Genomic DNA, 22,602 nt, shown 5'->3' with positions numbered 1-22,602 from the left:
GACAACTCTATTAATCGTAATATTGCAATGAACAAAATTATCTATGGGCTTAGCCAAAACTGAAATATTCACCGATAAGCAAAATCAAATTGCGCAGTACGCCAAGGTTTTTGGGCATCCAGCACGCGTTGCGATTTTACAGTATTTGTACAAGTTGAATGCTTGTGTTTGTGGCGACTTGGTGGATGAAATCGGTTTGGCACAACCCACGATTTCCCAACATTTAAAGGAATTGAAGCATCTAGGTTTGATCAAGGGCAATGTAGAAGGCACCAGTGTTTGTTACTGCATTGATGCCGAGAACTGGAAGAAAATGAAGAGCGTTATGTCGGAATTCTTAGATCAGGACCTGGACAAAAAGGAATGTTGCTAAAAAAATTTGAGTTCATTAATCGTAATATTACAATAAATATAGAGATATGAAATTAGAAGAAGTTAAATCAGCATTGGCGCAATTGGAGACCATAGCGTTCCAATTACCAAACGGGGAGTTGGTTCCCAATCATTTTCACGTAACCGAAGTGGGTAAAATCACCAAGCATTTTATTGACTGTGGTGGAACTGTCCGTAACGAAGAAGTGGTCAATTTCCAACTCTGGAACGCCAATGACTACGACCATAGGCTTCATCCTGAAAAATTGGTACATATCATCGAATTGTCTCAAAAAACATTGGATATCGGAAATTTAGAAGTTGAAGTGGAGTATCAAGGGCAAACCATTGAGAAATTCGCACTTGATTTTGATGGCACCAACTTTTTATTGACCACCAAACAAACCGATTGTTTAGCCAAGGACAAATGTGGTATTCCAGAAGAAAAGCCCAAAGTAAAACTTTCCGAGCTTCAAAATTCTGGATGTGTTCCAGGAAGTGGGTGTTGCTAAAAAATTCAAAGCTTATGTCACATTACAAGGTGTTGAACGATTATATTTCAAATCTGGATATCACAACCATCACATCGGAGAGAAAACAAACCTTATCTCCTCTTGTGGAGTATGTTCAGGAAAAAGTCAGCAATGGAAAATCCATTCGTCTCAACTTTATCTGTACCCATAATTCCCGACGGAGTCATTTGTCCCAAATTTGGGCTCAGACGATAGCGTATCATTTTGGAGTTAGGAATGTGAGTTGCTATTCGGGAGGAACGGAGGCAACCGCCTTATTTCCCATGGTAGCCTCTACCCTAGCGAACACAGGTTTTGAGGTACAGATGCTTTCCGAAGGAAAAAACCCAGTGTATGGCATCAAGTTTTCGGAGAACGAACACCCCGTTATCTGTTTATCCAAACGAATGGATGATGATTTTAACCCGAAATCGGACTTTGCCGCCATTATGACCTGTTCGCAAGCCGATGAAGGTTGCCCGTTTGTGCCCGGAGCTGAAAAACGAATCCCGATTACCTACGACGATCCAAAAGCGTTCGACGACACGCCTCAACAAGCTGAAAAATACAGCGAGCGAAGCAAACAGATTGCCACCGAAATGTTTTATGTTTTCTCCAAAATTCAAAACTAATGGCCATCAAAAAATTGAGCTTTTTAGATAAGAACCTGACCCTTTGGATTTTTGTAGCCATGGCCCTTGGGGTCGGGATTGGATACTTTTTTCCCAACTTTCCTGATTTTGTCAATTCTTTTAGTAGCGGAACCACCAATATCCCCATTGCCATCGGATTGATTTTGATGATGTACCCACCCTTGGCCAAGGTCAAATATTCTTTGCTGCCAAAAGTGTTCAAAAACACTAAAATCCTATCCATCTCCCTTGTGTTGAACTGGATTGTGGGCCCTATTTTAATGTTTGCCCTTGCCATCATATTTCTCCGGGACTACCCGGAATATATGGTTGGGCTTATTCTGATCGGTTTGGCGCGATGCATAGCCATGGTGCTCGTCTGGAACGATTTGGCCGAAGGAAGCAGCGAATATGGTGCCGGTTTGGTGGCATTGAACAGTATTTTTCAAGTTTTTGCTTATAGTTTTTACGCTTGGATATTCATTACTGTACTCCCACCCCATTTTGGTTTTGAAGGAGCCATTGTCGATATCTCCATTGGTACCATTGCCGAAAGTGTGGCCATCTATCTTGGCATTCCTTTTTTAATGGGAATTTTGAGTCGTCAGATTTTGGTGAAATCAAAAGGCGAAGCTTGGTATACCTCAAGGTTTATCCCTGCTGTTTCCCCGATGACTTTGATAGCCCTCTTGTTTACCATTGTGATCATGTTTTCCTTAAAAGGAGAGTTGATTGTTGAGATTCCGATGGATGTGTTGATTATTGCCGTTCCCCTGCTGATCTATTTTGCTTTGATGTTCCTTATCGGTTTCTTTACCACAAAGGCTATGGGTGCCGAGTACGACAAAACTGCTTCGGTGGCATTTACGGCGGCTGGAAATAATTTTGAACTGGCCATAGCCGTTGCTATAGCTGTCTTTGGACTAAACTCAGGTCAAGCCTTTGCTGGTGTCATAGGCCCATTGGTGGAAGTTCCGGCCTTGATCTTATTGGTAAAGGTTTCTTTTTGGTTGAGAAAGAAGTATTTTGGCTTTAATACATCAAAAGCTTAAGGTTATTCTTAGGGTATTTGTTTCCGCAGCATTTGACCGAATCGTTCCTCGGAGAACTGAGCATTTGTAACGGCTCTTTTTCCGTTGACCCAAACTTCATCAAACCCTTCTGCAAGTTGATGTGGATTTTCGAACGTTGCTGTTGCTTTTACTTTTGCAGGATCAAAAAGCAAGAGGTCAGCCTTCAAACCCTCTTGAATCAGTCCCCTGCTTTGCAAACCCATTGTTTTGGCCGCAAGCCCTGTCATTTTATGAACTGCTTCTTCCAAAGTGAATAATCCATCATCATTCACGTAGGTTTCGATTACTTTAGCGAAACTACCGTAGCCGCGGGGATGTCGCATAGTTGGGCTTCCGTCGCTACAAATGTTGACCAAATCGCTTTGCACCAAAGTTTTTTGCAGGGTTTCATCCATAATAAAATAAGCCCCACTGGCACCATAAGGGCCAATATCCTCAATTAATACATCTTCAAATGGCTTGTTCAATTCCTCTGAAATCTCCTTTAGATTTTTCCCTGCGAATTCTCCGGAGCCAATCAAGGTAGCCTCAGGGCCGTTGCGTTGTGCAATTTTGTTCCGAAGAAATTCCTGTAGTTCCGTTTTTCTATTCGCTACCACCTCATCAAAATCATGGGGCTTTTTGGCCCAGTCCGGGAAAACAATGGCAATACCCGTATAACTGGCCGTGTAGGGATACAAATCCGCCGTGACCTCTACACCTTCGGCCTTGGCGCTATCAAGTAGGCTCAAAATCTCTTTCCCTCGTTCCTCTCCTTTTCCGTAAACGGATTTAATATGTGAAACGTGCACTGGGCAATACTTACCCTGGCTCAGCAGTTCCCTTATGGATTGCTCCACTTCTGTATCATCTTCGTCCCGCATGTGGCTCATGATAAGTCCATCACGCTCCCCTACTACCTTTGCCAATTCCTCCAGTTCCTCTTTCTTAGAGAAACTACCGGGGTTGTATTCCAAGCCAGAGGTCATACCAAAAACACCGGCATCAAAGGCATTGTTCAACAAACTTTTCATTTCAGCGAGACCTTCTTCCGAAGGAACTTCCTCATAATTTACCCCTGAGAGTTGGCGTATGGAATTATGCCCCACGAACATTGCAATGTTTACGCCGGCATTCACGGAATCCACTTTTTGCATCCAGCCGGATAAATCTTTCTCTCTGGGGCTATATCCATCTTGTCCGAGTGCAATGGTGGTAACGCCCATGGCAAGAAAATTCTTGAATTCGGGACTTTCTATAGGGTCGCCATGGCCGTGCGTATCTATAAAACCGGGAGTCAACACCTTTTTCGCAGCATCTACCTGCTCTTGTGCCAGAAACTCTAGTGTAGTATCCTTTTCAATCTTTGCTATTGTGTCATTCAAGACCAAGACATGTGCCCTGTAGCTTTCTGACCCGGTCCCGTCAATTACCTTGGCGTTTTTAATCCATAGGTCATATGTGGTATCATCGGTTTTTTGAGCTTCATTACAAGAGAAAAACAAACAAGTCAATAGTAAAAAAGAAAGAAATCTGGAAAGCATAGTTGGTTGGTTTAAGTCGGTCTGTTCCCTATGGGAAAAACAGTGTTCATTACAAATAAACTATAAAATATGACAGGTTTAAAATTTCAGATAGTTTAGTATCTTCAACATTGCATAAAATTCAATCAAACTAAACACATTATGACAAAAGGAGTAACTATTCTTGGGCTTTTAGTATTGTTGTTATCCTGTAAATCTGAAAATGACACCTCCGAACACGAATTGGGACTGGTTTACAATGTTCTAAGGGATGTTGATATTGACAATTACGAGGTGTTCTCCATGAATCTGGATGGTACGGATAAGAAAAACATCACAGATCTTTACAATGTGGAGTGGACCTATTATTCGTACCAAGACACGCTTTATTTTATTTCTGACAGAGGGGCTTGCAAACGATGCTATTTTCTGTACAAAAGCAATTTCAAAGGAGAAAATGTCAAGAAAGTTTCCAATCTGGAATTGGCTGATAGCTGGATGAGCACCCGAAAAGACGGCTCTGAGCTAATCGTTAAACCCAAACTGATAATAGAATCCACCTTTTATATCCTTGATGGAAATGGAAAAATCATTGATCAATTGGATACTGGATTGCCTTTTGCCGCAGACCCTCTATTTGTAAACGATGGAAAGCAAGTGGTTTTCAGGGGTGGTAAGACCAGTGGAAAAAATATAACTGGGTTTGATGAAGAACTATACATTATTGATGAAGATGGTCAAAACCGAAAGCAACTGACCCATTATCCGGAAAAAGACTCAACTGCTGGAAGATTTGGGTACCGTGCCGGAGCGCCTAAATTGCATCCAACAGAAAACTTTGTAACCTACCAAAGTAAACAAAACGGCAAGTACAGTTTGTATGCCGTTAGTTTGGATGGCAGCAAAACCTGGAAACTGACCGAAAACACCCAAAACGAAGGCTGGCATGATTGGAGTCCGCATGGGAAATGGCTCGCCATTGAACTGTTCGATGATGAACAATCCCAATTTCATATTGGTTTGATGAATTGGGAAACCAAGGAAATGGAAATCTTGACCGATGATACCTTCCAATATCAACAAGCACCAAGTTTTATTTGGAAATCAACAGATTAACTCTACATTCCAATTAATTTTTGGTATAACTTTATTCAAATCATGACAAAAAGAAAATCCAACGCTCTTATTTTTATGGCCATCGCTTTGGTTTTGGCGATAGTATTCTATCAAAACAGTGTTTTTCCGAACAATCCAGAGGCTTACTTCAACTCCAAATATTATTATCAATTTGGCCCTATTGCAATATGTGTTGAGTTATTTATAGCAGGTATATATCTTTTTCAAGGCCACAAAAAAAGTAATTTCACCCTAGCCCTTTTCGCCTTTAACGCATTATTAGACCCTATTTTTAATCTAATAGGGCTCTTTGACTCCAATGTTCCTATTTATGCAACCATTATTTTTGTGGTCTGCGCTATTTGGTCCCTGTATCTGGCTTTTTCCAACACCTATAATCTTGGAAGGATTTCTTTGTTAGAGGTACTTGGAAGCTTTATTTTAGGAGCTACCCTCGAACTTTCGTTCAATTATCTTTTCCAATTTTTGTAACGATGGCTTTACTTCTTGGACATATACTTATCTACAAAATTAGCCAAATCATCCCCATGCAGGTTTTTGGCCAACACCCTACCCTTTTCATCCAATAGAAAATTTGCAGGAATCGTAGTCAAACGTAGCGCGTCCATAAAAGGGTTTTGGTCCCCTTGTAAATGTGATGCATGCAACCACCGGTGTGCTCCATCCTTTGTAATGGCATTGCTCCAAGCCTTTTCACTACTTTCCAATCCATAGGCAACAATTTGAAAACCGTTTTCATGGTGCTCTTCCCAGAGTGGCACTAGCACATTTCTGTTTTCCACTCTGCAAGGTGCGCACCAAGAGGCCCAAACATCCAATAGCACCATTTTTTGATTTTCAAGTAACGTTTGCAAAGATGTAGTTACCCCATCTTTCATGGGGAATTGTGTCTCTGGGATAAGATCGCCAACCAAAATGGGTAGATTTCGTTTATCGGCCACCGTAGCCAGTTCCTTTACCCAAGCATGTTCTGGGTAGAGCGCATTCCACTTTTCAGACTGTTTGTACACCAGTTCCGCAACACGTTCATAGTTCCCTTCAGGGCTGGCCCAACGCAAAGCAACCATCGCAGGTAATAGTTTTGCTGTGCTATCCGAAAAATCAATCAACTCCTTTTTAAAATTATACAAGTTCTTTTCACGTTGCAGTAAATCCTCATCCACACCATGATTCTCCATTTGACCTGCCAAATATCTTTCATAGGCCTCCAAACGTATATCCCGCAATTGCAACAGCGCTTTATTTGTTGCTGATGGTTCTTCAATAGCAAAAGTGGATTGAAAATGGGCAATATCAGCTTCAATCCTTATTTGTGAACCTGGTTGATAGATTAAAGGAAAGTAATTATCCGTTTTGGGGTTTTCATTTGTTAATCGATTGGGGTATTTCTCTCCCTTTCGCTGAACCGCAAGTTCCAATAAAACGGGTTCCTCATATGCTGGAAGGTTGATGAATTCGAAATGACCGTTTTTGGATACTTGTGCTGAATCCAGCACTTTTCCAACAAAGCTCTGTGCCACATTGTCAAATTTCTCTGGTTGAATCAAATATACCGTTGGTTTCCAATCTGCTCCAGCATCCAAATCAATGGTTACCGAAAGCTCAGCATTTTCGGAACAGGATTGCATCATCAACACGAAAAGCAAAGTAAACTTCAAAACGTTTTTCATGTGCATAAAATTAACTATTTCCTCAGATGATTTTATGACGAAACTCATCAGTACGGCATATAAAACCAATCTATTCCAAGATAATTTCTTCATTAAAAGTTATTTAACCTGAAATATTCCGACCATAACCACACAACCTTATCAAAACAAACAACGATGACAACAAAAAAGATCATACACGCAGTTTTACGGATAGTTCCGGCCGTGATTTTACTACAGACCTTGTTTTTTAAATTTTCCGCAGCTCCAGAATCCGTCTATATTTTTGAACAACTCGGATTGGAACCTTGGGGAAGAATAGGTTTGGGAGTTATTGAGTTGATCATAGCACTTCTGATCCTTATCCCTAAAACCACTTGGATTGGCGCCCTATTGGGCATTGGCATAATGTTAGGCGCCCTATTTTCACACCTTACCCAATTGGGCATCGCAGTACAAAACGATGGCGGCACCTTGTTCATCCTAGCTCTGGTTACTTTGATTTTCTGTCTGGTACTGGCATGGCAACAGCGAACTCAAATACCCTATATCAAAAAACTATTCTGAGGCAGTCTCCTTTTCTTTGGCTCTTTTAAGGTGAAGGGAATCGTAGACTTTGTCCAGAATTTCAGGTTTGTCCGTAAGCACTACTAAAGTATCGTTGGCTTTTATTTCCGTCAAACCGTTTGGGGTAAGGTAGTTGCCATCGCGCTCAATCATCGCAATAATCGCCTTCTTGGGAAAGTTCAGGTTTACTATTTTAACCCCTGTAGCGGGACAAGACTCACTAATGGTTATTTCCTTCATCAAGGCTTTTGGATGTTCCGACAATAGTTCATCTGTGGGGGAAAGGGGCTTGGCACTTTCGGGCAATCCCACATGCAACCACTTGGCAACGATGGACAGGGTGCTTCCCTGAATCAATACCGAGGTCAACGACACAAAAAATACGATATTGAAAATCATATGGGCCTTATCCACCCCCGCTAAAAGCGGATAGGTCGCAAAAACAATAGGTACAGCTCCCCGTAACCCTACCCACGAAATGTAAAACCTACGCCTCATTTTCATTCGGAATGGGGATAGAGATATCATAACCGCCAGCGGACGGGCCACAAATATCAAAAAGAGGGAAATCAACAGGCCAACACCCATAAATGGAACAATCTCCGAGGGGAATACCAGTAATCCCAAGGTAAGGAAAAGTACAATCTGCATGAGCCAGGCCAACCCATCGAACATGCGCATAATAGTTTTCTTGTGTATCAAATTTTGATTGCCCAAGTACACGGAACAGATATAGATGGCCAAAAACCCATTGCCCCCTATAAAATCGGTGGCCGAGAAGGTAATGAACATCAAAGCGATGGTCAACACAGGGTAAAGTCCCTCAAAATCAAGTCGAATCCTGTTGATGATTATTTTACTGAGTTTTCCGAACAAGAACCCTGCTGCTCCTCCAAGCGCCATTTGAAGAAAAAACATGGGCAACACGGACAAAATGTTCTTTTCGGGAAACTGCACCAGGGTCAAAAATGCAATGGTCAGTACGTAGGCCATGGGATCGTTACTACCACTCTCCAACTCCAAAGTGGGCCTTAAGTTCTTCTTCAGAGCCAAGTTCTTGCCCCTGAGTATGGAAAATACGGCAGCGGCATCGGTAGAGGAAACAATAGCTCCCAAAAGCAGGCTTTCATATAAAGTAAAATCCGTGATCAGATATACAAAGTACCCCAAACCCATAGCAGTAAGTAAAACTCCCAAGGTTGAAAGTACGATTCCCTCTTTAAGAACCGGTTTTACGGACTGCCAACTCGTATCCAATCCACCTGAAAAAAGAATAAAGTTCAAGGAAACCACCCCCACAAACTGCGCAATCTTGGGATTGTCAAAATAAATACCAACTATTCCATCAGATCCGGCCAACATCCCAATGGTCAAAAACAACAATAAGGTCGGAATTCCAAAGCGATAGGTTGTTTTACCCGCCAAAATACTGATGAGCAATAGTACCGAACCGATTAATATGATGTTTTCTATGGTAATGTTCATACAGTGACCGTGAATTAGGGTTTGAGGTTGATAATCAAGAGTAGACGAAAAGCAATCCTGAAAAGATCGATGCATTTTCAGCAAAGGCGAAGATAATTCAATTTGTCTGATTTATAGGATAAAAACGAGTACGATCATGTCACAAAATCAATAGTAAGAAGTTACTTTTAGAAGAATAGTTCTATAATTTGAGTATCCGTTCAAAAACACAAAAGGAACGTTTAAATGCATTTTTTAGATTGTTCGAGTGTTAAACAGCTAAAAAATATTCGATAAACTGCACTTTTTAGTCGTTAAAAGTGAAAACCTATGAAAAATTGATAAGTATTCGCGCTGATTGTTTTTGATCTTTGCCATGTATTAACCCCCAAATCTATACATCATGACACGATCTACGATTTACAGTCTACTTGTTACAGGAATGATACTTGCCAGTCAAAATACTTTTGCACAGGCAGATGAAAAAATGATCAACGACACTATGGAAGGAAGTGTTTCCACCGTTGATGGTTATGTTCCCTCCATGTCGATTACCAAAGATGGCAAAACGGCCTACTTTAGCAAAGGCACCTACGAAAAGCCACTTTACGGTGTGTTCTCCAAAAAAGAATTGATTTACCACGTTTACCGTGCCGAAAAAGTAAACGGCGAATGGACCAACATTACCCAATTGGAAGTATGTCCAAAACACTACTCAGCCAAACACCCTACGGTAACCGCTGATGGAACACGCTTGTTCTTTGCCTCCAATATGAAAGGAACCTTTGGTAAATATGATATCTATGTGGCCGACATTGCCGCAGACGGAAGCTTGGGCGTATCCAAGAACCTTGGCCCCAAAGTAAACACGAAGGAAGATGAGCTTTACCCAAGCATCTATAACGAAACACTGTTGTTCTTCGCTTCCGAAGGAAGAGATGGTTTTGGCGGACTGGACCTTTATGCTTCACAAGTGGTTAAGAACTCCCTGACTACATCGGTAAATTTAGGAGCGCACATCAACAGTAATAGCGATGAGTATGCCATTCAGTTGAGCCCGGAGAAAAAGATGGGATTTGTGGTGTCCAATAGAGGTTATAACAATACAGTAGCACAATATACCGTAGCGTATGGACGTTCAAGTAAGCGGGATCAGTACAACGATGTAGCTGAGGGAGATACAGGACTCCAAACCGCAATGAATGAGAAAGCCTACGAATACGTAGACACATCATTCCAAGACGAAGAATAAAATTGCTTAAAATACTTATTGAATCGGTCAATAAACCTGAAGTGTCCATTGATGTTGTTTCATAGCCGAGTTTCGAAACACTCATGACAATGATAAGAAAGACAGGGGGAAACTGACAGACTATCATAGAAAGCGGGTTGTATTATTTCAATCTGACCGATTTACTTCAAGAATAGGATGCTGATGGGACGGCATCCTATTTTTTTGTTTAATTAGTTGAAAAACAACTTTTTACACCTAAAACATTCACTTCCTTCCTCTTCCATTTCAAGCTGATGGATTGTATCCAAAAGTGCATTTGAACGAAAACCACTACAAAAATTCTGCTCAATAGTTAAAAAATTCTAAATTCACTATTGAAATAATACAATCCCAAATCTATTATGTCATGAACAAAAACTACAACACACGAAAAAAAGGCGTCCCAAAACCTCTTTTCACCTTACTTTTTTAATGAGGTAACACCTCAACCAAACACAGATTTCAGCACTTAACCCCTTAAAGGGTTACACCCATTTTTGGAGAAAACCTTAATGGAGGACTTGCTTTTGTTCATTGTGAACGTATCAGCAAAACTTCCTTGGTTTATCCCAACTTCAAAAATGTGGCGACGGACGATATTGTCCAAAACTTAACCTACAATACACTTATGTAACAGTATTAATCCCCCAAATCTTTCTTATCATGAAAACGAATGTTTTAAAAATTGCCATCATCGACAACGATGATACGCTTGGCGGCATTTACCATCAGTACTTTACTGATAATGAGCAGTACGAACTCCACGGTGTTTACAGCTCCGTTCACGGTCTTTTGTCCAATTTTGGACGGTCCCACCCAGATATTATCATCTGTGAGGCCATATTGAACGGAATTTCCGGCATTGATGGCTTAGAGTACTTTTATCGAAAGAACAAAGACCTCAAAGTGTTGATGATGAGCCAAAAAAATGATTTCAAGCTCATTAAAGAGGCCTTTAAAAAAGGGGCCAGTGGTTACTTGATCAAACCCATGACCAAGGACCGATTGTTCAATGCGCTGGATGCCCTTGGGCAACATGGCATTGCTTTGGAACTGGATGTGGCAAAAAAAATCATTGATTCATTCCAGACCAAGTCTTTTGATGTGTTCTCGAAAAAAGAAAACGAAATCATTGAGCTACTCACTCAGGGCTTTACTTACAAAATGATTGCTGACAAGCTTTTTGTGACCCCTAGCGCGGTCAATTTTCATATACAGAACATCTACGTTAAACTCAACGTGAACTCCAAATCGGAGGCGTTGCGAAAACTCAAGGAAATGGAAATGCAGCAGTTGAATGCGGCCTAACTTAAAAACGTAATTCACGTAAAAACCCTGACGAAATCGTCAGGGTTTTATTGTTATATCCATGGGTTTCAAAAAACTTTACTCGCCATTCCTATCCTTCCCTTAGTCGAAATTGCACTTATCTCTACCTTTATTCTAGAGAGATCTTTCTTCTTGGGCACTTGAATAATCGCTTCCCCATTATCATCAGTTTCCAAATTTGGATTCCAGTATGACAGGTTCAATTTATTTTCCTTCCTTTTGGAAAGCTCATTTACATAGTCATTGAAATCAAGTGTGGGCATATATCCCTCAAAAACCAATTCGCTTTCTTTTCGTGGAACATATTCCAATTCGTCTCCTCTTCTAGTGTAAATTGCGATAACTCCTCCAGAGCCCCTAGTTCCATAAATGGATGCATCTGCTCCCACCAGCAACTCAATTCGTTCAATATCTCTCGCGCTTGTCAACGCCATGACATCCATCAATTGGTTTTGGGTATTTCCGCCATAACCCCTGTCTATTCTCTTTCCTCCTCCTTGAGATAAAGGAAAACCATCCAACACCCATAAAATTGGCCCCGAAGCACTTGTAACCCTAACCGATGGATTCAGTGTTTCAGCTCCACTTACAACAACCCCGGGCAACTCAGCAAGCAATTGCACAAAACTTTTAGGTCTCACGGGATCTTGAAGTTTTATACGGTTTGAAGGCACATCAATTCCATAAATGGAGGGTGACATTTTTTTCCTTTCAGGAGCTTTTTCCACTATCTCAATTTCTTCAAGCTCAATTGTTTTTTCAGAATTGCCACCAAAAGGCTCTACATCCATATACGGCTCAGTGTTAGCCTGTTCTTTATTTTTTTTCATATAGGGAAGTAGGACGTTTTTCCTTTCCTCCATCATATCGATTGGTACAATCTGCACCAATCTCGATGCAACATCACTACCTTTGGTTCTGGTAACCAACGTAGCTCTACCCTCTATTTGGATATCTTCTAACCTCACTATTCCCTGAGCATCACTTTGGGCTTCGCCCAACCAAATCTCTTCCTCGCTTTTGGCGAAAAATTGAATTGTCGTATTGCTTAAAAGCTGGTTGTTCAAGTCATAGGCATGGCCAACGATTTCCAACCCTTTTTGAAATGGAAATCTCGTATTACCCTCAGTCAATGTCTGTTCTCCCTCCTTCGCATTTGACAATAGCGCTTCAAGGTCTTTGAGAAAAGATTCCTTCCTTCTACTTAAGGCATGGGTACTACCCGAGGTATTGGTAGATGAATCCTTATGTCTTACAGTCTCTAAATCCAAATACCCTTCGTAATCAGCATCATACTCATTGACACTGATGGCCAATCTCGACTTAACAGGTTTGTTATTTAAATCCCTTACCTTGATTCTGTAAGTTTTCATATCTGTTTCACTATCAAGACCTATAGGCTCAACAGCTATTTGAAGCTTTTTCCCTTTTATGAAAATGGGCCTTTTTGCCAATTCAGCACCAAGATTATCAACTAACCTTAAAGTAAAAATGCCTGCTGGAAAATTGGTTTTGAGAAGTTCCACATCCAATGTGTTTCCATCATCAAAATTCAATTTTTTTTCGAAATATTTTATCCCGCCAGATGTACCGATCAAGGTAACTTCTTGTTCAAGGACTTTGTCTGAGGCGGTAATATGTATTTTGGCATATTCCTCATCCAAATTATTTACATGCAGCAGACAACCCTCTGTTTCTGCCTTTGGAAGCATAAAAAAGGTGCCGTCTTCCATCTGTAGCCGATATCTTTTACCTTGTTTTGGTTGAAGAATAGCCGTGCCCAAATCGGATGAGTAAAAGGATACCTTAGCCACTTCTCTATTGTTTTCATCTACAATTCTTCCCTTTCCCGAGGAATCATCAGAAGTTCCAATAACAAGTCTATTCTTTTGATCAGATAAAAACGTACCTCCTTCTGGAAGGATAAAAACTTCGGAAACACCATTCGATTTTTCATCTTGCGACAATTCGCCGATTTGAAATTGTTCCTTTGCGGCAAAATCAGGGCCATAGTTTTGCGACCAACGTGTATAAGCTTTTAGAGTATACCTTCCCGAAACTATGTTCCTGGGCAATTCAAGCTGGCCCTGAACCATTCCATTTACTATTTTATGGAATTGTCGCTTCAGCAAAGCCCCGTCATCATCCAATAGTTCTATATTCAGAACTCCACTTTTACCATTTTGTACAGATAGGTTCCCAGAGAAAAGATAAGCCTTAAAAAAGATAGGTGTGTAAGTGTTTGTCCTCCTATTGGCCAATTGTAGTAGGACACGCTCAGGCCACAATGCCAGTGAATCTTGGAAATTATCCTGAAAATTGAATGAAAACTCATCCCAGCGAGCATTTTTATGGTCAAAAACTGAGTTTTGAGCCGAAGCCGAACCAATAACCATTGTCAGGAAACAAATAATAAAAAATGTAAAAGGTCTTTCCCTGTTGTTTTTCATCGTATCAGTTATGGCTTCTCAAATAAAGGGGTAAATTTTGAAAAAGATAAAAAGAAGCTGTTATCAACTATTACTGTATTGTTTAAATATAAAGAAAAATAGTTAGGTGGCCTTCATCCTTTTGAACCTGCAAAACTGAGATTGATGGGGGTTGAAAACAAAAAAGCCCTGGCGAAATCGCCAGGGCTTTTTTATATATTCAATGTATTTGAATTATTTCACTTCTTCGAAGTCGACATCTTCCACGTTGTCACCTTCAGAGGCACCACCGTTATTGGCCGTATCACCACCGGCAGCATCACCAGAAGCTCCCGCTCCAGCTGCACCACCTTGTGCTTCAGCCTGTGCTTTGTACATTTCCTCAGAAGCTACTTTCCAAGCTTCGTTGATTTTTTCCAAAGCAGGCTCAATAACCGCTAGGTCTTTGCCTTCATAAGCTTTCTTCAACTCTTCCAAAGCCTCTTCGATTGGCTTTTTCTTGTCATCGGACAATTTATCGCCAAACTCGCTCAATTGCTTTTCCGTTTGGAAGATCATGGCATCAGCCTCGTTCAATTTATCGGCAGTCTCCTTGGCCTTTTTATCCGCATCGGCATTGGCCTCAGCTTCTGCTTTCATCTTTTCGATTTCTTCCTCGGTCAAACCGGAAGAAGCCTCGATTCGGATGTCTTGCGACTTACCAGTAGCTTTATCCGTTGCAGAAACCTTGATGATACCGTTCGCATCAATATCAAAGGTCACTTCAATTTGAGGTGTACCTCTTGGTGCTGGTGGAATACCATCCAAGTGGAACCTACCAATGGTCTTGTTATCCGCTGCCATCGGTCTTTCCCCTTGCAGTACGTGGATTTCAACCGAAGGTTGGTTATCCGCTGCAGTAGAGAATACCTGTGATTTCTTGGTCGGGATTGTCGTGTTCGCCTCGATCAATTTCGTGAACACACTTCCCATGGTTTCGATACCCAAAGAAAGTGGGGTAACATCCAACAAAAGCACGTCTTTCACGTCTCCCGTCAATACACCACCCTGGATAGCGGCACCAATGGCCACAACCTCATCTGGGTTTACACCTTTTGATGGTTTTTTACCGAAGAACTTCTCAACGGCTTCCTGTACCGCAGGGATACGGGTAGAACCACCTACCAAGATAATCTCGTCTATATCGCTTTTTGAAAGTCCTGCAGACTTCAATGCTTTCTCACAGGGATCAATTGTTCTTTTTACCAAATCGGCGATCAATTGCTCAAATTTGGAACGGGACAATGTTCTTACCAAGTGTTTTGGTCCTGAAGACGTCGCTGTAACGTAAGGCAAGTTGATTTCTGTCTGTGCAGAAGAAGACAACTCAATTTTGGCCTTTTCGGCAGCTTCCCGCAAACGCTGAAGCGCCATGGGGTCTTCACGAAGGTCCATATCTTCATCTTTCTTGAACTCTTCGGCTAACCAATCAATGATTTTTTGGTCAACGTCGTCACCACCCAAGTGGGTATCACCATCTGTGGCCAATACTTCGAATACACCGTCACCCAATTCCAAAATGGAAACGTCGTGCGTACCACCACCAAAGTCAAACACCACTATTTTTTGTTCTGTGTCTTTTTTATCAAGTCCGTATGCCAAAGATGCGGCCGTTGGTTCGTTGATAATACGCTCTACAGTAAGACCTGCGATTTCACCAGCTTCTTTGGTGGCCTGTCTTTGTGAATCGTTAAAGTATGCAGGAACCGTAATTACCGCTCTCGTTACATCTTGTCCCAAGTAATCTTCTGCGGTCTTCTTCATTTTTTGAAGAATCATGGCAGACAATTCTTGTGGGGTGTACAAACGACCGTCCACGTCCACTCGTGGCGTATCGTTGTCACCTTTTGTTACCTTATAAGGTACCCTTTGTGCCTCCTTGCTGGATTCTGAGTATTTGTTACCCATAAATCGCTTGATGGAATAAATCGTTTTGTGAGGGTTGGTCACCGCTTGTCTTTTTGCTGGGTCACCGACCTTGATTTCCCCACCTTCAACAAATGCGATCATCGATGGAGTAGTTCGCTTACCTTCGGCATTTGGAATTACCACGGGCTCGTTACCTTCCATTACAGAGACGCAGGAGTTGGTTGTACCTAAGTCTATACCTATAATCTTGCTCATCGTATCTAAAGTTATATCTGTTTAAAAATTCTTTTTTATCTCGCTCATAAAATGTCAATGATTATGCCATGGCCTAGAATATGACAAGGTGTCAGATTATTGCCAAAACCCTTGAATACCTTGACTCTCTTGAAGATGTCAAAACGAATATTGAAAAAGCGACTTGTATATTTAAAAATCCGCGATTTTATCCCGTTTAGCTTCCTATATTTGAAACTGTAAATTGAGTTTATGGAGTGTATTAGTGTGTTTGATATGCTGAAAATTGGTGTAGGGCCTTCCAGCTCTCATACCCTTGGTCCTTGGCGTGCCGCTGAACGCTGGATTGCCGAACTTGAAGAGCAGCATGTTTTTGATGATGTGCAAACCATCAAGGCATACCTGTACGGCTCCCTTTGCCTTACCGGGAAAGGGCACGCCACCGATATTGCCGTGGTCATGGGTCTATTGGGCACCGACCCGGAGACTGTAGAGATTGACAGCATTTCAGGAAGAATTGACAGCATCAAGGCTGAAAACAAACTCAATTTCGGTGGAAAAAGAGAGATTCCCTTCAGTTTTCAGCATGATATCCTCTTTAAAAAGGAATTTCTTCCCTTCCATGCCAACGGAATGCTATTTGAAGCCGAACTGTCCAACGGCAAAACCATATCCGAAACGTACTATTCCATTGGAGGTGGATTTGTTGTTAAGGAAGAGCGTATCCATGCCAAAGAGAACAAAGAAACATTCAAAACCTTTCCACATCCCGTAAAAACTGGGGATGAGTTACTCCGGCATTGCAATGCCCAAAATAAATCCATTTCCACCATTGTGATGGAAAATGAACTATCACTTCGGACAGACACCGAAATTGACGAAGGTATTGCCCGAATCTGGAATACCATGTTGGAATGCATGTTTACAGGCTGCCATACCGAAGGAAAGCTTCCTGGTGGGTTGAATGTTAAACGTCGTGCCTATGAAATGCATCAAAAACTAAAAGGGGACGTCTCCTACTCCACTCCGCAGGAGTGGTTGGAAAGTATTCGCGATACAGAGGTCAGGTTCCGACAAATAATTAAATGGGTAAGCTGTTTTGCGCTCAGCGTAAATGAAGTGAATGCCTCCTTGGGACGAGTGGTTACCGCGCCAACCAACGGAAGCGCTGGCGTTATTCCCGCTGTATTGATGTATTACATGGTCATCGAAAACCATGATGCCAATTTTGATGACGTGAAACAGTTCCTTCTAGTGGCCAGTGAAGTGGGCAGCATTTTTAAAAAAGGCGCTACCATCTCCGCAGCTATGGGAGGGTGCCAAGCCGAAATAGGCGTATCATCCGCCATGGCCGCCGCTGGATTAACGGAATTGATGGGAGGCACTCCCGAGCAAGTATTGATAGCTGCCGAAATTGCGATGGAACATCATTTAGGTCTCACCTGTGACCCTATTGGCGGTTTGGTTCAGGTTCCTTGTATAGAACGTAATGCCATGGGAGCCATTAAAGCGATAAATGCAGCGGAATTGGCTCTGGACACCGACCCAAAAGAAGCTAAAGTTCCTTTGGACAAGGTAGTGAACACGATGTGGGAGACCGCAAAAGACATGAACTCTAAATACAAAGAAACCTCCGAAGGGGGTCTTGCTGTCGGTGTGTTTTTGAGTGATTGTTAAAGTATTAAATTGTCAAACACAACCATTGACATAAAAAAGAATATAAAATGACCAACCTTAAAACCGCCTTAGTAGGATGCATGCTACTCATTTCAAGTTTGTCTTTTTCACAAAAAATCAAACCAGAAGAGGTCAAGGCCACCATGAAAAAAGTCGCGGATTGGCAAATTGACCATTATCGGGACGCTTACACCTATGATAATCCACACCATCCTCTCGATTGGACAAATGGAGCTCTCTACGTTGGTATGGTAAAGTGGGCTGCAATGGCGGAAAATGACAAATACTACGTATGGCTAAAAACCATTGGCGAATTCAGTGATTGGAAGTTGCACAATCGGATCTATCATGCGGATGATCATACTGTAGGACAGCTTTATTTGGAACTGTACAGGAAATATAAAGACTCAAAAATGATGGAACCCACAAAAGAGCAGTTCAACTTTATCATGTACCATCCGGCCAAAACTTCATTGAAATGGAGAACCCCATACCACCAATCTCGTTGGAATTGGTGCGATGCGCTCTTTATGTCCCCTCCTGTTTGGGCTAAACTGTACAACATTACAGGAGAAAGGAAATACCTTGACTTTATGATGAATGAATTCAAGGCGACCACTGATTTTCTGTTTGATGAAGAAGAGCATCTTTACTATCGTGATGAAAGTTATATGGGCCAATTGAATAATGGCACCAAAATATTTTGGTCTCGTGGCAATGGTTGGGTTTTTGCGGGATTGGCAAACATCATGAACGAACTAGAACCTGGGAGCGAAGAACACCTTTATTTTAGGGATATTTTCGAAAAAATGGCTGCCAAACTGTTGAAGATACAGACACCTGAAGGGCATTGGGCAATGAGTTTATTAGGCCAGAAATATTATCCCACCCCAGAAACAAGTGGTACTTCGTTTTATGTATACGGACTTGCTTGGGGCATTAACAGAGGTATATTGGACAAAAAAACCTACGGCCCTGCTATTGAAAAAGCTTGGAAAGCATTAGTGAACCATGTGAATGAAAAAGGTATGCTCGGATATGTACAACCTATTGGGGCGGCTCCGGGAAAAGCTTGGCCAAACAAAACCGAAGTATATGGCGCAGGTGCCTTTCTTAGTGCTGGTTCAGAAGTTTATAAATTGTACGGAGGCAAATAAAATCACTCTTGCATGCACCCCTCTTTGCCCCTGGTATCAATCAGGTAGATGATTTTCCATTCTCCATCAAAATTGATAAACTGAAAGGAATTGATGCCGCAATGACTGAACTCACCATTTACCCAAAACTCGTATCCTACCCAGGCATTGGCCATGGTTCTATCCACTTGAATAGAGAAAGAGGTCAGCTTTTCCTCAAACTTTGTGGTTTCTGGAATACCTACAATGGATTTTAAAAATTTCGGAAATTCCTCAGTCTTGAAAATCGTCTTGCCCTCAGGGTTTCTTCCCGTGGTTTGAAGTACAATCTCGTCGGCCACGGTACTCTTTATGATAGTCGAGTCTTGCTTGTGGAAACCGTCGAAAAAAGTTTCAACAACTTGTTTGATTTTTGCTTTGGCTTCTTCGTTTGAAGGATTTGGACCTTGGGCATACCCCAGTGTACCCAAAGCAAACAACACTACACAACTGAACAGTTTTCTCATTTGATTAGTTTTTTTGATTGAAGCCTAAATTAAACAAATCTGCTTACTTTTAGCCATCAAATAAAATTACGATGTCTACAGCTAAAAAAGAATATAAAAGGGTAACGGTAAAATCGTTGGTGGATATGAAAAAGACTGGTGAGAAAATCAGTATGCTCACTTCCTACGATTACTCTATGGCCAAAATTGTGGATGGTGCCAATGTGGATGCCATTTTGGTAGGAGATTCCGCCAGTAACGTTATGGCCGGCCATGAAACCACATTGCCCATTACCCTGGATCAAATGATCTATCACGCTACCTCCGTAGTCAGAGCCGCAAAAAGGGCCTTGGTTGTGGTGGACATTCCTTTTGGAAGTTATCAGGGCGATTCCAAGGAAGCCTTACGCTCAGCTATCCGAATTATGAAGGAAAGTGGTGCTCACGCCGTAAAAGTGGAAGGTGGTGAAGAAATCAAAATATCCATCAGCCGAATTTTGGAAGCAGGCATTCCAGTGATGGGCCACTTGGGACTTACCCCACAATCCATCTACAAATTTGGTACCTACACGGTCCGTGCCAAGGAAGAAGAGGAAGCTGAAAAACTAAAATCCGATGCCAAACTATTGGAGGAATTGGGCTGTTTTGCCATTGTTCTGGAAAAAATTCCAGCCAAATTGGCCAAAGAGGTCGCGGAGAGCGTTTCCATACCTATTATCGGAATTGGAGCTGGCAACCACGTGGACGGACAAGTGTTGGTTGTGCACGATATGTTAGGCATGACCCACGAGTTCCACCCAAGGTTCTTAAGAAGATATCTCAATCTATACGATGAGATGAGCAATGCCATTTCCCAATATGTGGATGATGTGAAAAGCCAGGATTTTCCCAATGACGAAGAATCTTACTAAACTTCAATTAACAATTGTCAATCAACAATAGCCAACATTCCAATCCTTCCAACCTTCAAGTTCTTTTTGAAGACAACCACCTAATCGTGGTCAATAAGCGCGTAGGTGATATTGTACAAGGCGATAAAACGGGGGACGTCCCTTTGAGTGAGGTCGTAAAACAGTATTTAAAAGAAAAGTACAACAAACCGGGTAATGTGTATTTGGGCGTCGTGCATCGCTTGGACCGCCCTACATCGGGCATTGTGCTCTTTTCCAAGACATCCAAGGCCCTCCCGCGTCTCAATAAATTGTTTGCTCAGGGAGAGACCAAAAAAATGTACTGGGCAGTTGTAAAAAACGCACCTCCCCAGGAAAGCGGTACTTTAATCCATTGGTTGGTACGAAATCCAAAGCAGAATAAGTCCTATGCACACAACAACGAAGTTCCTAATAGCAAAAAAGCTGAGTTGGATTATAAGATCATAAAGAAACTCGACAACTATTATTTGTTGGAAATTGATTTGAAAACCGGTAGACACCACCAAATCAGGGCCCAGTTGGCGGCCATAGGCTGTACCATAAAAGGAGATTTAAAATACGGTGCCGACCGTAGCAACAAGGATGGTGGAATTCATCTACACGCACGAAGTTTGGCTCTTGTGCATCCCGTGCAAAAAGAACCTATTGCATTTTTGGGAGCCCCACCAGAGGATCCCATTTGGAACGCCTGTCTTAGCGAGTAAGTGCCAAGGCTTTTTCCCTAATAATCTCGGAAACAGGTTTGTTCTGCAGATGACTTTCCAACCACGAGAGGATATCCAAATACAAAAATGCCCGTTTTTCGTAGGGGTGGTTTTCGTACTTTTTTAGCTCGTTGTACAATTTCTGGAACTCACCTTTTAGATCCGTCGGGTAGATGTCCCCAAGATTCCGTAGGAACTTGATCATTTCCTTTTGCACCTCATGTAAATCGTTCATTTTCAACAAGAACTTATAGGTGCTTTTAAGCTGCACTTCCAAATGATAATCCATTCCTGCTTCGTAATGCGCAACAAGGCTTAACACCCTCGCAAAACACATCAAATCTTCACGCATCTTCAATTTTTTGTTGGAAATGATTTTCTTCAGGTAGGCAATACAGTTTTTGTTGTCCCCATTTCCAAAATACAAACAAGCGATTTTGTAATAGAGCAGCATAATGTGGTGTTCATCAATCTGCTGTCGATGTTTTTTGATGCCATACTCGATGATGTTGACCAAATAAATTCCTTTGTCAAAAGTGCCCTCCAGAAAATGAAGATTCAGCTTGTTGGTGTTGATGTACAAAAAGGCTAGCGAACTGATGTTATCATTTTTAGGGAACTTTGAATCCTTTACCTGCTCTTCCAACTTTTCCAAAGTTTCCCTGAACTGGGAGGCATATTTCACAAAGAAAAGTGACTCCAACAAATAGTGGTTACCTTTTAAAAAGAACACGGGATTCAGTGGAATCATATGGTCGTTCTCATAAAACAGGTCCACCCATTTACTGGCGTATTTGTAGGCTGACAAAAAGTCCTGAATCAAAAGACTATACCATAAATGCGCTTTGTAGAGCCATAATTTTTCACGGAAACCCAACTTTTCAATATCGTATTTTGGCAGATGTTCTTCAAAGTAGTTTTTTACTTTTTGCAAATCCTCATCACTGCGCACATACCCAACTTTCAACATCATTCCATACAACTGTAACGAAAGATTGGAAAGCTTGCTTGTCATCACATTTTGCGCAGAAAGTTCCTTGGCCTCAACGGCAAGTTCATCAGCCCTATCAGGTATACTTCGGGTAATATACTGGGTTTCGATAACCTTCTCCAACTCAACGATTTCGTAGGCCACGTTCTTTTCCTCGTTCTCTATCGCGAAACTTTTGGCTTTCTCCAAAATCTTCAAGCTTTGCTTATACAGCCCTTTTTGATAGAGAATGGTGGCAAAATCGAGTTGCTCCCTGATTTGAATACGTACATTTTGATTCACTGGGTTCAGCCTGAGACTTACCAAAATCTGCTTGTACAAGTGCGCCTTGAGGTTGGAAAGCTGGGATTTTTTGACGATGCCGCTATCCAAAATCTGCTTCTCATCGTACTTCCGCATCTTATCCAAGAGGTTGAAAAGTGCCAAAAACTTGGCATCCGTATTGACCCCCAAACGACCAACATAGAGCTTAAATTGACGTTTTTCGGACTTGGACAGCGATTTTACCAGTACAAACAAAGCATCCTTATGGGCATTTGTCATCGTAAAAAATATTGTTTAAACAATTGTTTTTCAGTTATTTAGTTCTATCAAAA

20 protein-coding genes are annotated in these 22,602 nt (G+C 41.6%); 13 read left to right on the top strand and 7 right to left on the bottom strand.

Annotated features, from left to right (window positions below; genetic code table 11):
• Positions 1 to 43: 43 nt before the first annotated feature.
• The 4 genes from EO132_RS11385 to arsB are packed head-to-tail and all read left to right on the top strand — an operon-like array spanning position 44 to position 2,568.
• Positions 44 to 373, top strand: a complete 330-nt coding sequence (locus EO132_RS11385) for an ArsR/SmtB family transcription factor (RefSeq protein WP_127137967.1) — start codon at positions 44 to 46, stop codon at positions 371 to 373.
• Between the two features lie 46 nt (positions 374 to 419).
• Positions 420 to 884 (top strand): DUF6428 family protein, encoded by a 465-nt coding sequence (locus tag EO132_RS11380; RefSeq protein ID WP_127137966.1) that lies wholly within the window; start codon positions 420 to 422, stop codon positions 882 to 884.
• Between the two features lie 14 nt (positions 885 to 898).
• Entirely contained in the window at positions 899 to 1,516 is a 618-nt protein-coding gene (locus EO132_RS11375) for an arsenate-mycothiol transferase ArsC (protein WP_127137965.1), read from the top strand.
• Positions 1,516 to 2,568 carry an ACR3 family arsenite efflux transporter gene (gene arsB, locus EO132_RS11370; protein ID WP_127137964.1) on the top strand — a complete coding sequence of 351 codons (1,053 nt, stop codon included), beginning with the start codon at positions 1,516 to 1,518 and terminating at the stop codon, positions 2,566 to 2,568. The genes EO132_RS11375 and arsB overlap by 1 nt, the downstream gene beginning before the upstream one ends.
• Positions 2,569 to 2,576: 8 nt before the next feature.
• Here arsB and EO132_RS11365 read toward each other — a convergent pair whose 3' ends face one another.
• The gene (locus EO132_RS11365) at positions 2,577 to 4,112 is read right to left on the bottom strand and encodes an N-acyl-D-amino-acid deacylase family protein (RefSeq protein ID WP_127137963.1); all 1,536 of its coding nucleotides are present in this window, start codon (positions 4,110 to 4,112) and stop codon (positions 2,577 to 2,579) included.
• Positions 4,113 to 4,253: 141 nt separating this feature from the next.
• On the opposite strand from EO132_RS11365, the gene EO132_RS11360 reads away from it, so the two are divergent.
• Entirely contained in the window at positions 4,254 to 5,207 is a 954-nt protein-coding gene (locus tag EO132_RS11360) for a TolB family protein (RefSeq protein ID WP_127137962.1), read from the top strand.
• Positions 5,208 to 5,249: 42 nt separating this feature from the next.
• Positions 5,250 to 5,699: a hypothetical protein gene (locus EO132_RS11355; RefSeq protein WP_127137961.1), complete on the top strand. Its 450-nt coding sequence runs from the start codon at positions 5,250 to 5,252 to the stop codon at positions 5,697 to 5,699.
• 8 nt (positions 5,700 to 5,707) lie between these two features.
• Here the strand turns inward: EO132_RS11355 and EO132_RS11350 are convergent, their stop codons facing one another.
• Positions 5,708 to 6,991: a TlpA family protein disulfide reductase gene (locus EO132_RS11350; RefSeq protein ID WP_127137960.1), complete on the bottom strand. Its 1,284-nt coding sequence runs from the start codon at positions 6,989 to 6,991 to the stop codon at positions 5,708 to 5,710.
• Between the two features lie 63 nt (positions 6,992 to 7,054).
• Between EO132_RS11350 and EO132_RS11345 the strand changes: the two genes are divergently transcribed.
• Positions 7,055 to 7,444 (top strand): DoxX family protein, encoded by a 390-nt coding sequence (locus tag EO132_RS11345; protein WP_127137959.1) that lies wholly within the window; start codon positions 7,055 to 7,057, stop codon positions 7,442 to 7,444.
• On the opposite strand, the gene EO132_RS11340 is transcribed toward EO132_RS11345, so the two are convergent.
• Positions 7,436 to 8,929 carry a potassium/proton antiporter gene (locus tag EO132_RS11340; RefSeq protein WP_127137958.1) on the bottom strand — a complete coding sequence of 498 codons (1,494 nt, stop codon included), beginning with the start codon at positions 8,927 to 8,929 and terminating at the stop codon, positions 7,436 to 7,438. The two genes, EO132_RS11345 and EO132_RS11340, sit on opposite strands and share 9 nt — an antisense overlap.
• Before the next feature lie 382 nt (positions 8,930 to 9,311).
• On the opposite strand from EO132_RS11340, the gene EO132_RS11335 reads away from it, so the two are divergent.
• Together EO132_RS11335 and EO132_RS11330 are read left to right on the top strand one after the other, a co-directional pair.
• On the top strand, positions 9,312 to 10,160 hold the full coding sequence (locus EO132_RS11335) for a TolB-like translocation protein (RefSeq protein ID WP_127137957.1): 849 nt from the start codon (positions 9,312 to 9,314) through the stop codon (positions 10,158 to 10,160).
• A gap of 684 nt (positions 10,161 to 10,844) precedes the next feature.
• Positions 10,845 to 11,489, top strand: coding sequence for a response regulator transcription factor (locus EO132_RS11330; RefSeq protein WP_127137956.1), 645 nt, complete (start codon positions 10,845 to 10,847; stop codon positions 11,487 to 11,489).
• A gap of 68 nt (positions 11,490 to 11,557) precedes the next feature.
• On the opposite strand, the gene EO132_RS11325 is transcribed toward EO132_RS11330, so the two are convergent.
• The gene (locus tag EO132_RS11325; RefSeq protein WP_127137955.1) at positions 11,558 to 13,960 is read right to left on the bottom strand and encodes a TonB-dependent receptor; all 2,403 of its coding nucleotides are present in this window, start codon (positions 13,958 to 13,960) and stop codon (positions 11,558 to 11,560) included.
• Between the two features lie 213 nt (positions 13,961 to 14,173).
• Positions 14,174 to 16,102 carry a molecular chaperone DnaK gene (gene dnaK / locus EO132_RS11320; RefSeq protein ID WP_127137954.1) on the bottom strand — a complete coding sequence of 643 codons (1,929 nt, stop codon included), beginning with the start codon at positions 16,100 to 16,102 and terminating at the stop codon, positions 14,174 to 14,176.
• A 231-nt stretch (positions 16,103 to 16,333) separates the two neighbouring features.
• Between dnaK and EO132_RS11315 the strand changes: the two genes are divergently transcribed.
• Together EO132_RS11315 and EO132_RS11310 are read left to right on the top strand one after the other, a co-directional pair.
• Positions 16,334 to 17,758, top strand: a complete 1,425-nt coding sequence (locus EO132_RS11315) for an L-serine ammonia-lyase (protein ID WP_127137953.1) — start codon at positions 16,334 to 16,336, stop codon at positions 17,756 to 17,758.
• Positions 17,759 to 17,805: 47 nt separating this feature from the next.
• On the top strand, positions 17,806 to 18,915 hold the full coding sequence (locus EO132_RS11310) for a glycoside hydrolase family 88/105 protein (RefSeq protein WP_127137952.1): 1,110 nt from the start codon (positions 17,806 to 17,808) through the stop codon (positions 18,913 to 18,915).
• Positions 18,916 to 18,917: 2 nt separating this feature from the next.
• Here the strand turns inward: EO132_RS11310 and EO132_RS11305 are convergent, their stop codons facing one another.
• Positions 18,918 to 19,400 (bottom strand): nuclear transport factor 2 family protein, encoded by a 483-nt coding sequence (locus tag EO132_RS11305; RefSeq protein ID WP_127137951.1) that lies wholly within the window; start codon positions 19,398 to 19,400, stop codon positions 18,918 to 18,920.
• 71 nt (positions 19,401 to 19,471) lie between these two features.
• Here EO132_RS11305 and panB point away from each other — a divergent pair, with 71 nt between their 5' ends.
• Both panB and EO132_RS11295 read left to right on the top strand, forming a co-directional pair.
• Positions 19,472 to 20,290, top strand: coding sequence for a 3-methyl-2-oxobutanoate hydroxymethyltransferase (gene panB / locus EO132_RS11300; protein ID WP_127137950.1), 819 nt, complete (start codon positions 19,472 to 19,474; stop codon positions 20,288 to 20,290).
• Positions 20,291 to 20,310: 20 nt separating this feature from the next.
• Positions 20,311 to 21,015, top strand: coding sequence for an RluA family pseudouridine synthase (locus EO132_RS11295; protein WP_127138015.1), 705 nt, complete (start codon positions 20,311 to 20,313; stop codon positions 21,013 to 21,015).
• Here the strand turns inward: EO132_RS11295 and EO132_RS11290 are convergent.
• Positions 21,005 to 22,549: a hypothetical protein gene (locus tag EO132_RS11290; protein ID WP_127137949.1), complete on the bottom strand. Its 1,545-nt coding sequence runs from the start codon at positions 22,547 to 22,549 to the stop codon at positions 21,005 to 21,007. The genes EO132_RS11295 and EO132_RS11290 overlap by 11 nt on opposite strands.
• Positions 22,550 to 22,602 lie beyond the last annotated feature (53 nt).

This window comes from Flagellimonas oceanensis (assembly GCF_003992595.1).
In the GTDB taxonomy this organism is placed as follows: domain Bacteria; phylum Bacteroidota; class Bacteroidia; order Flavobacteriales; family Flavobacteriaceae; genus Flagellimonas; species Flagellimonas oceanensis.
The sequence above is the reverse complement of the archived record's forward strand: the minus strand, read 5'-3'. Positions and strand labels throughout refer to the sequence as shown.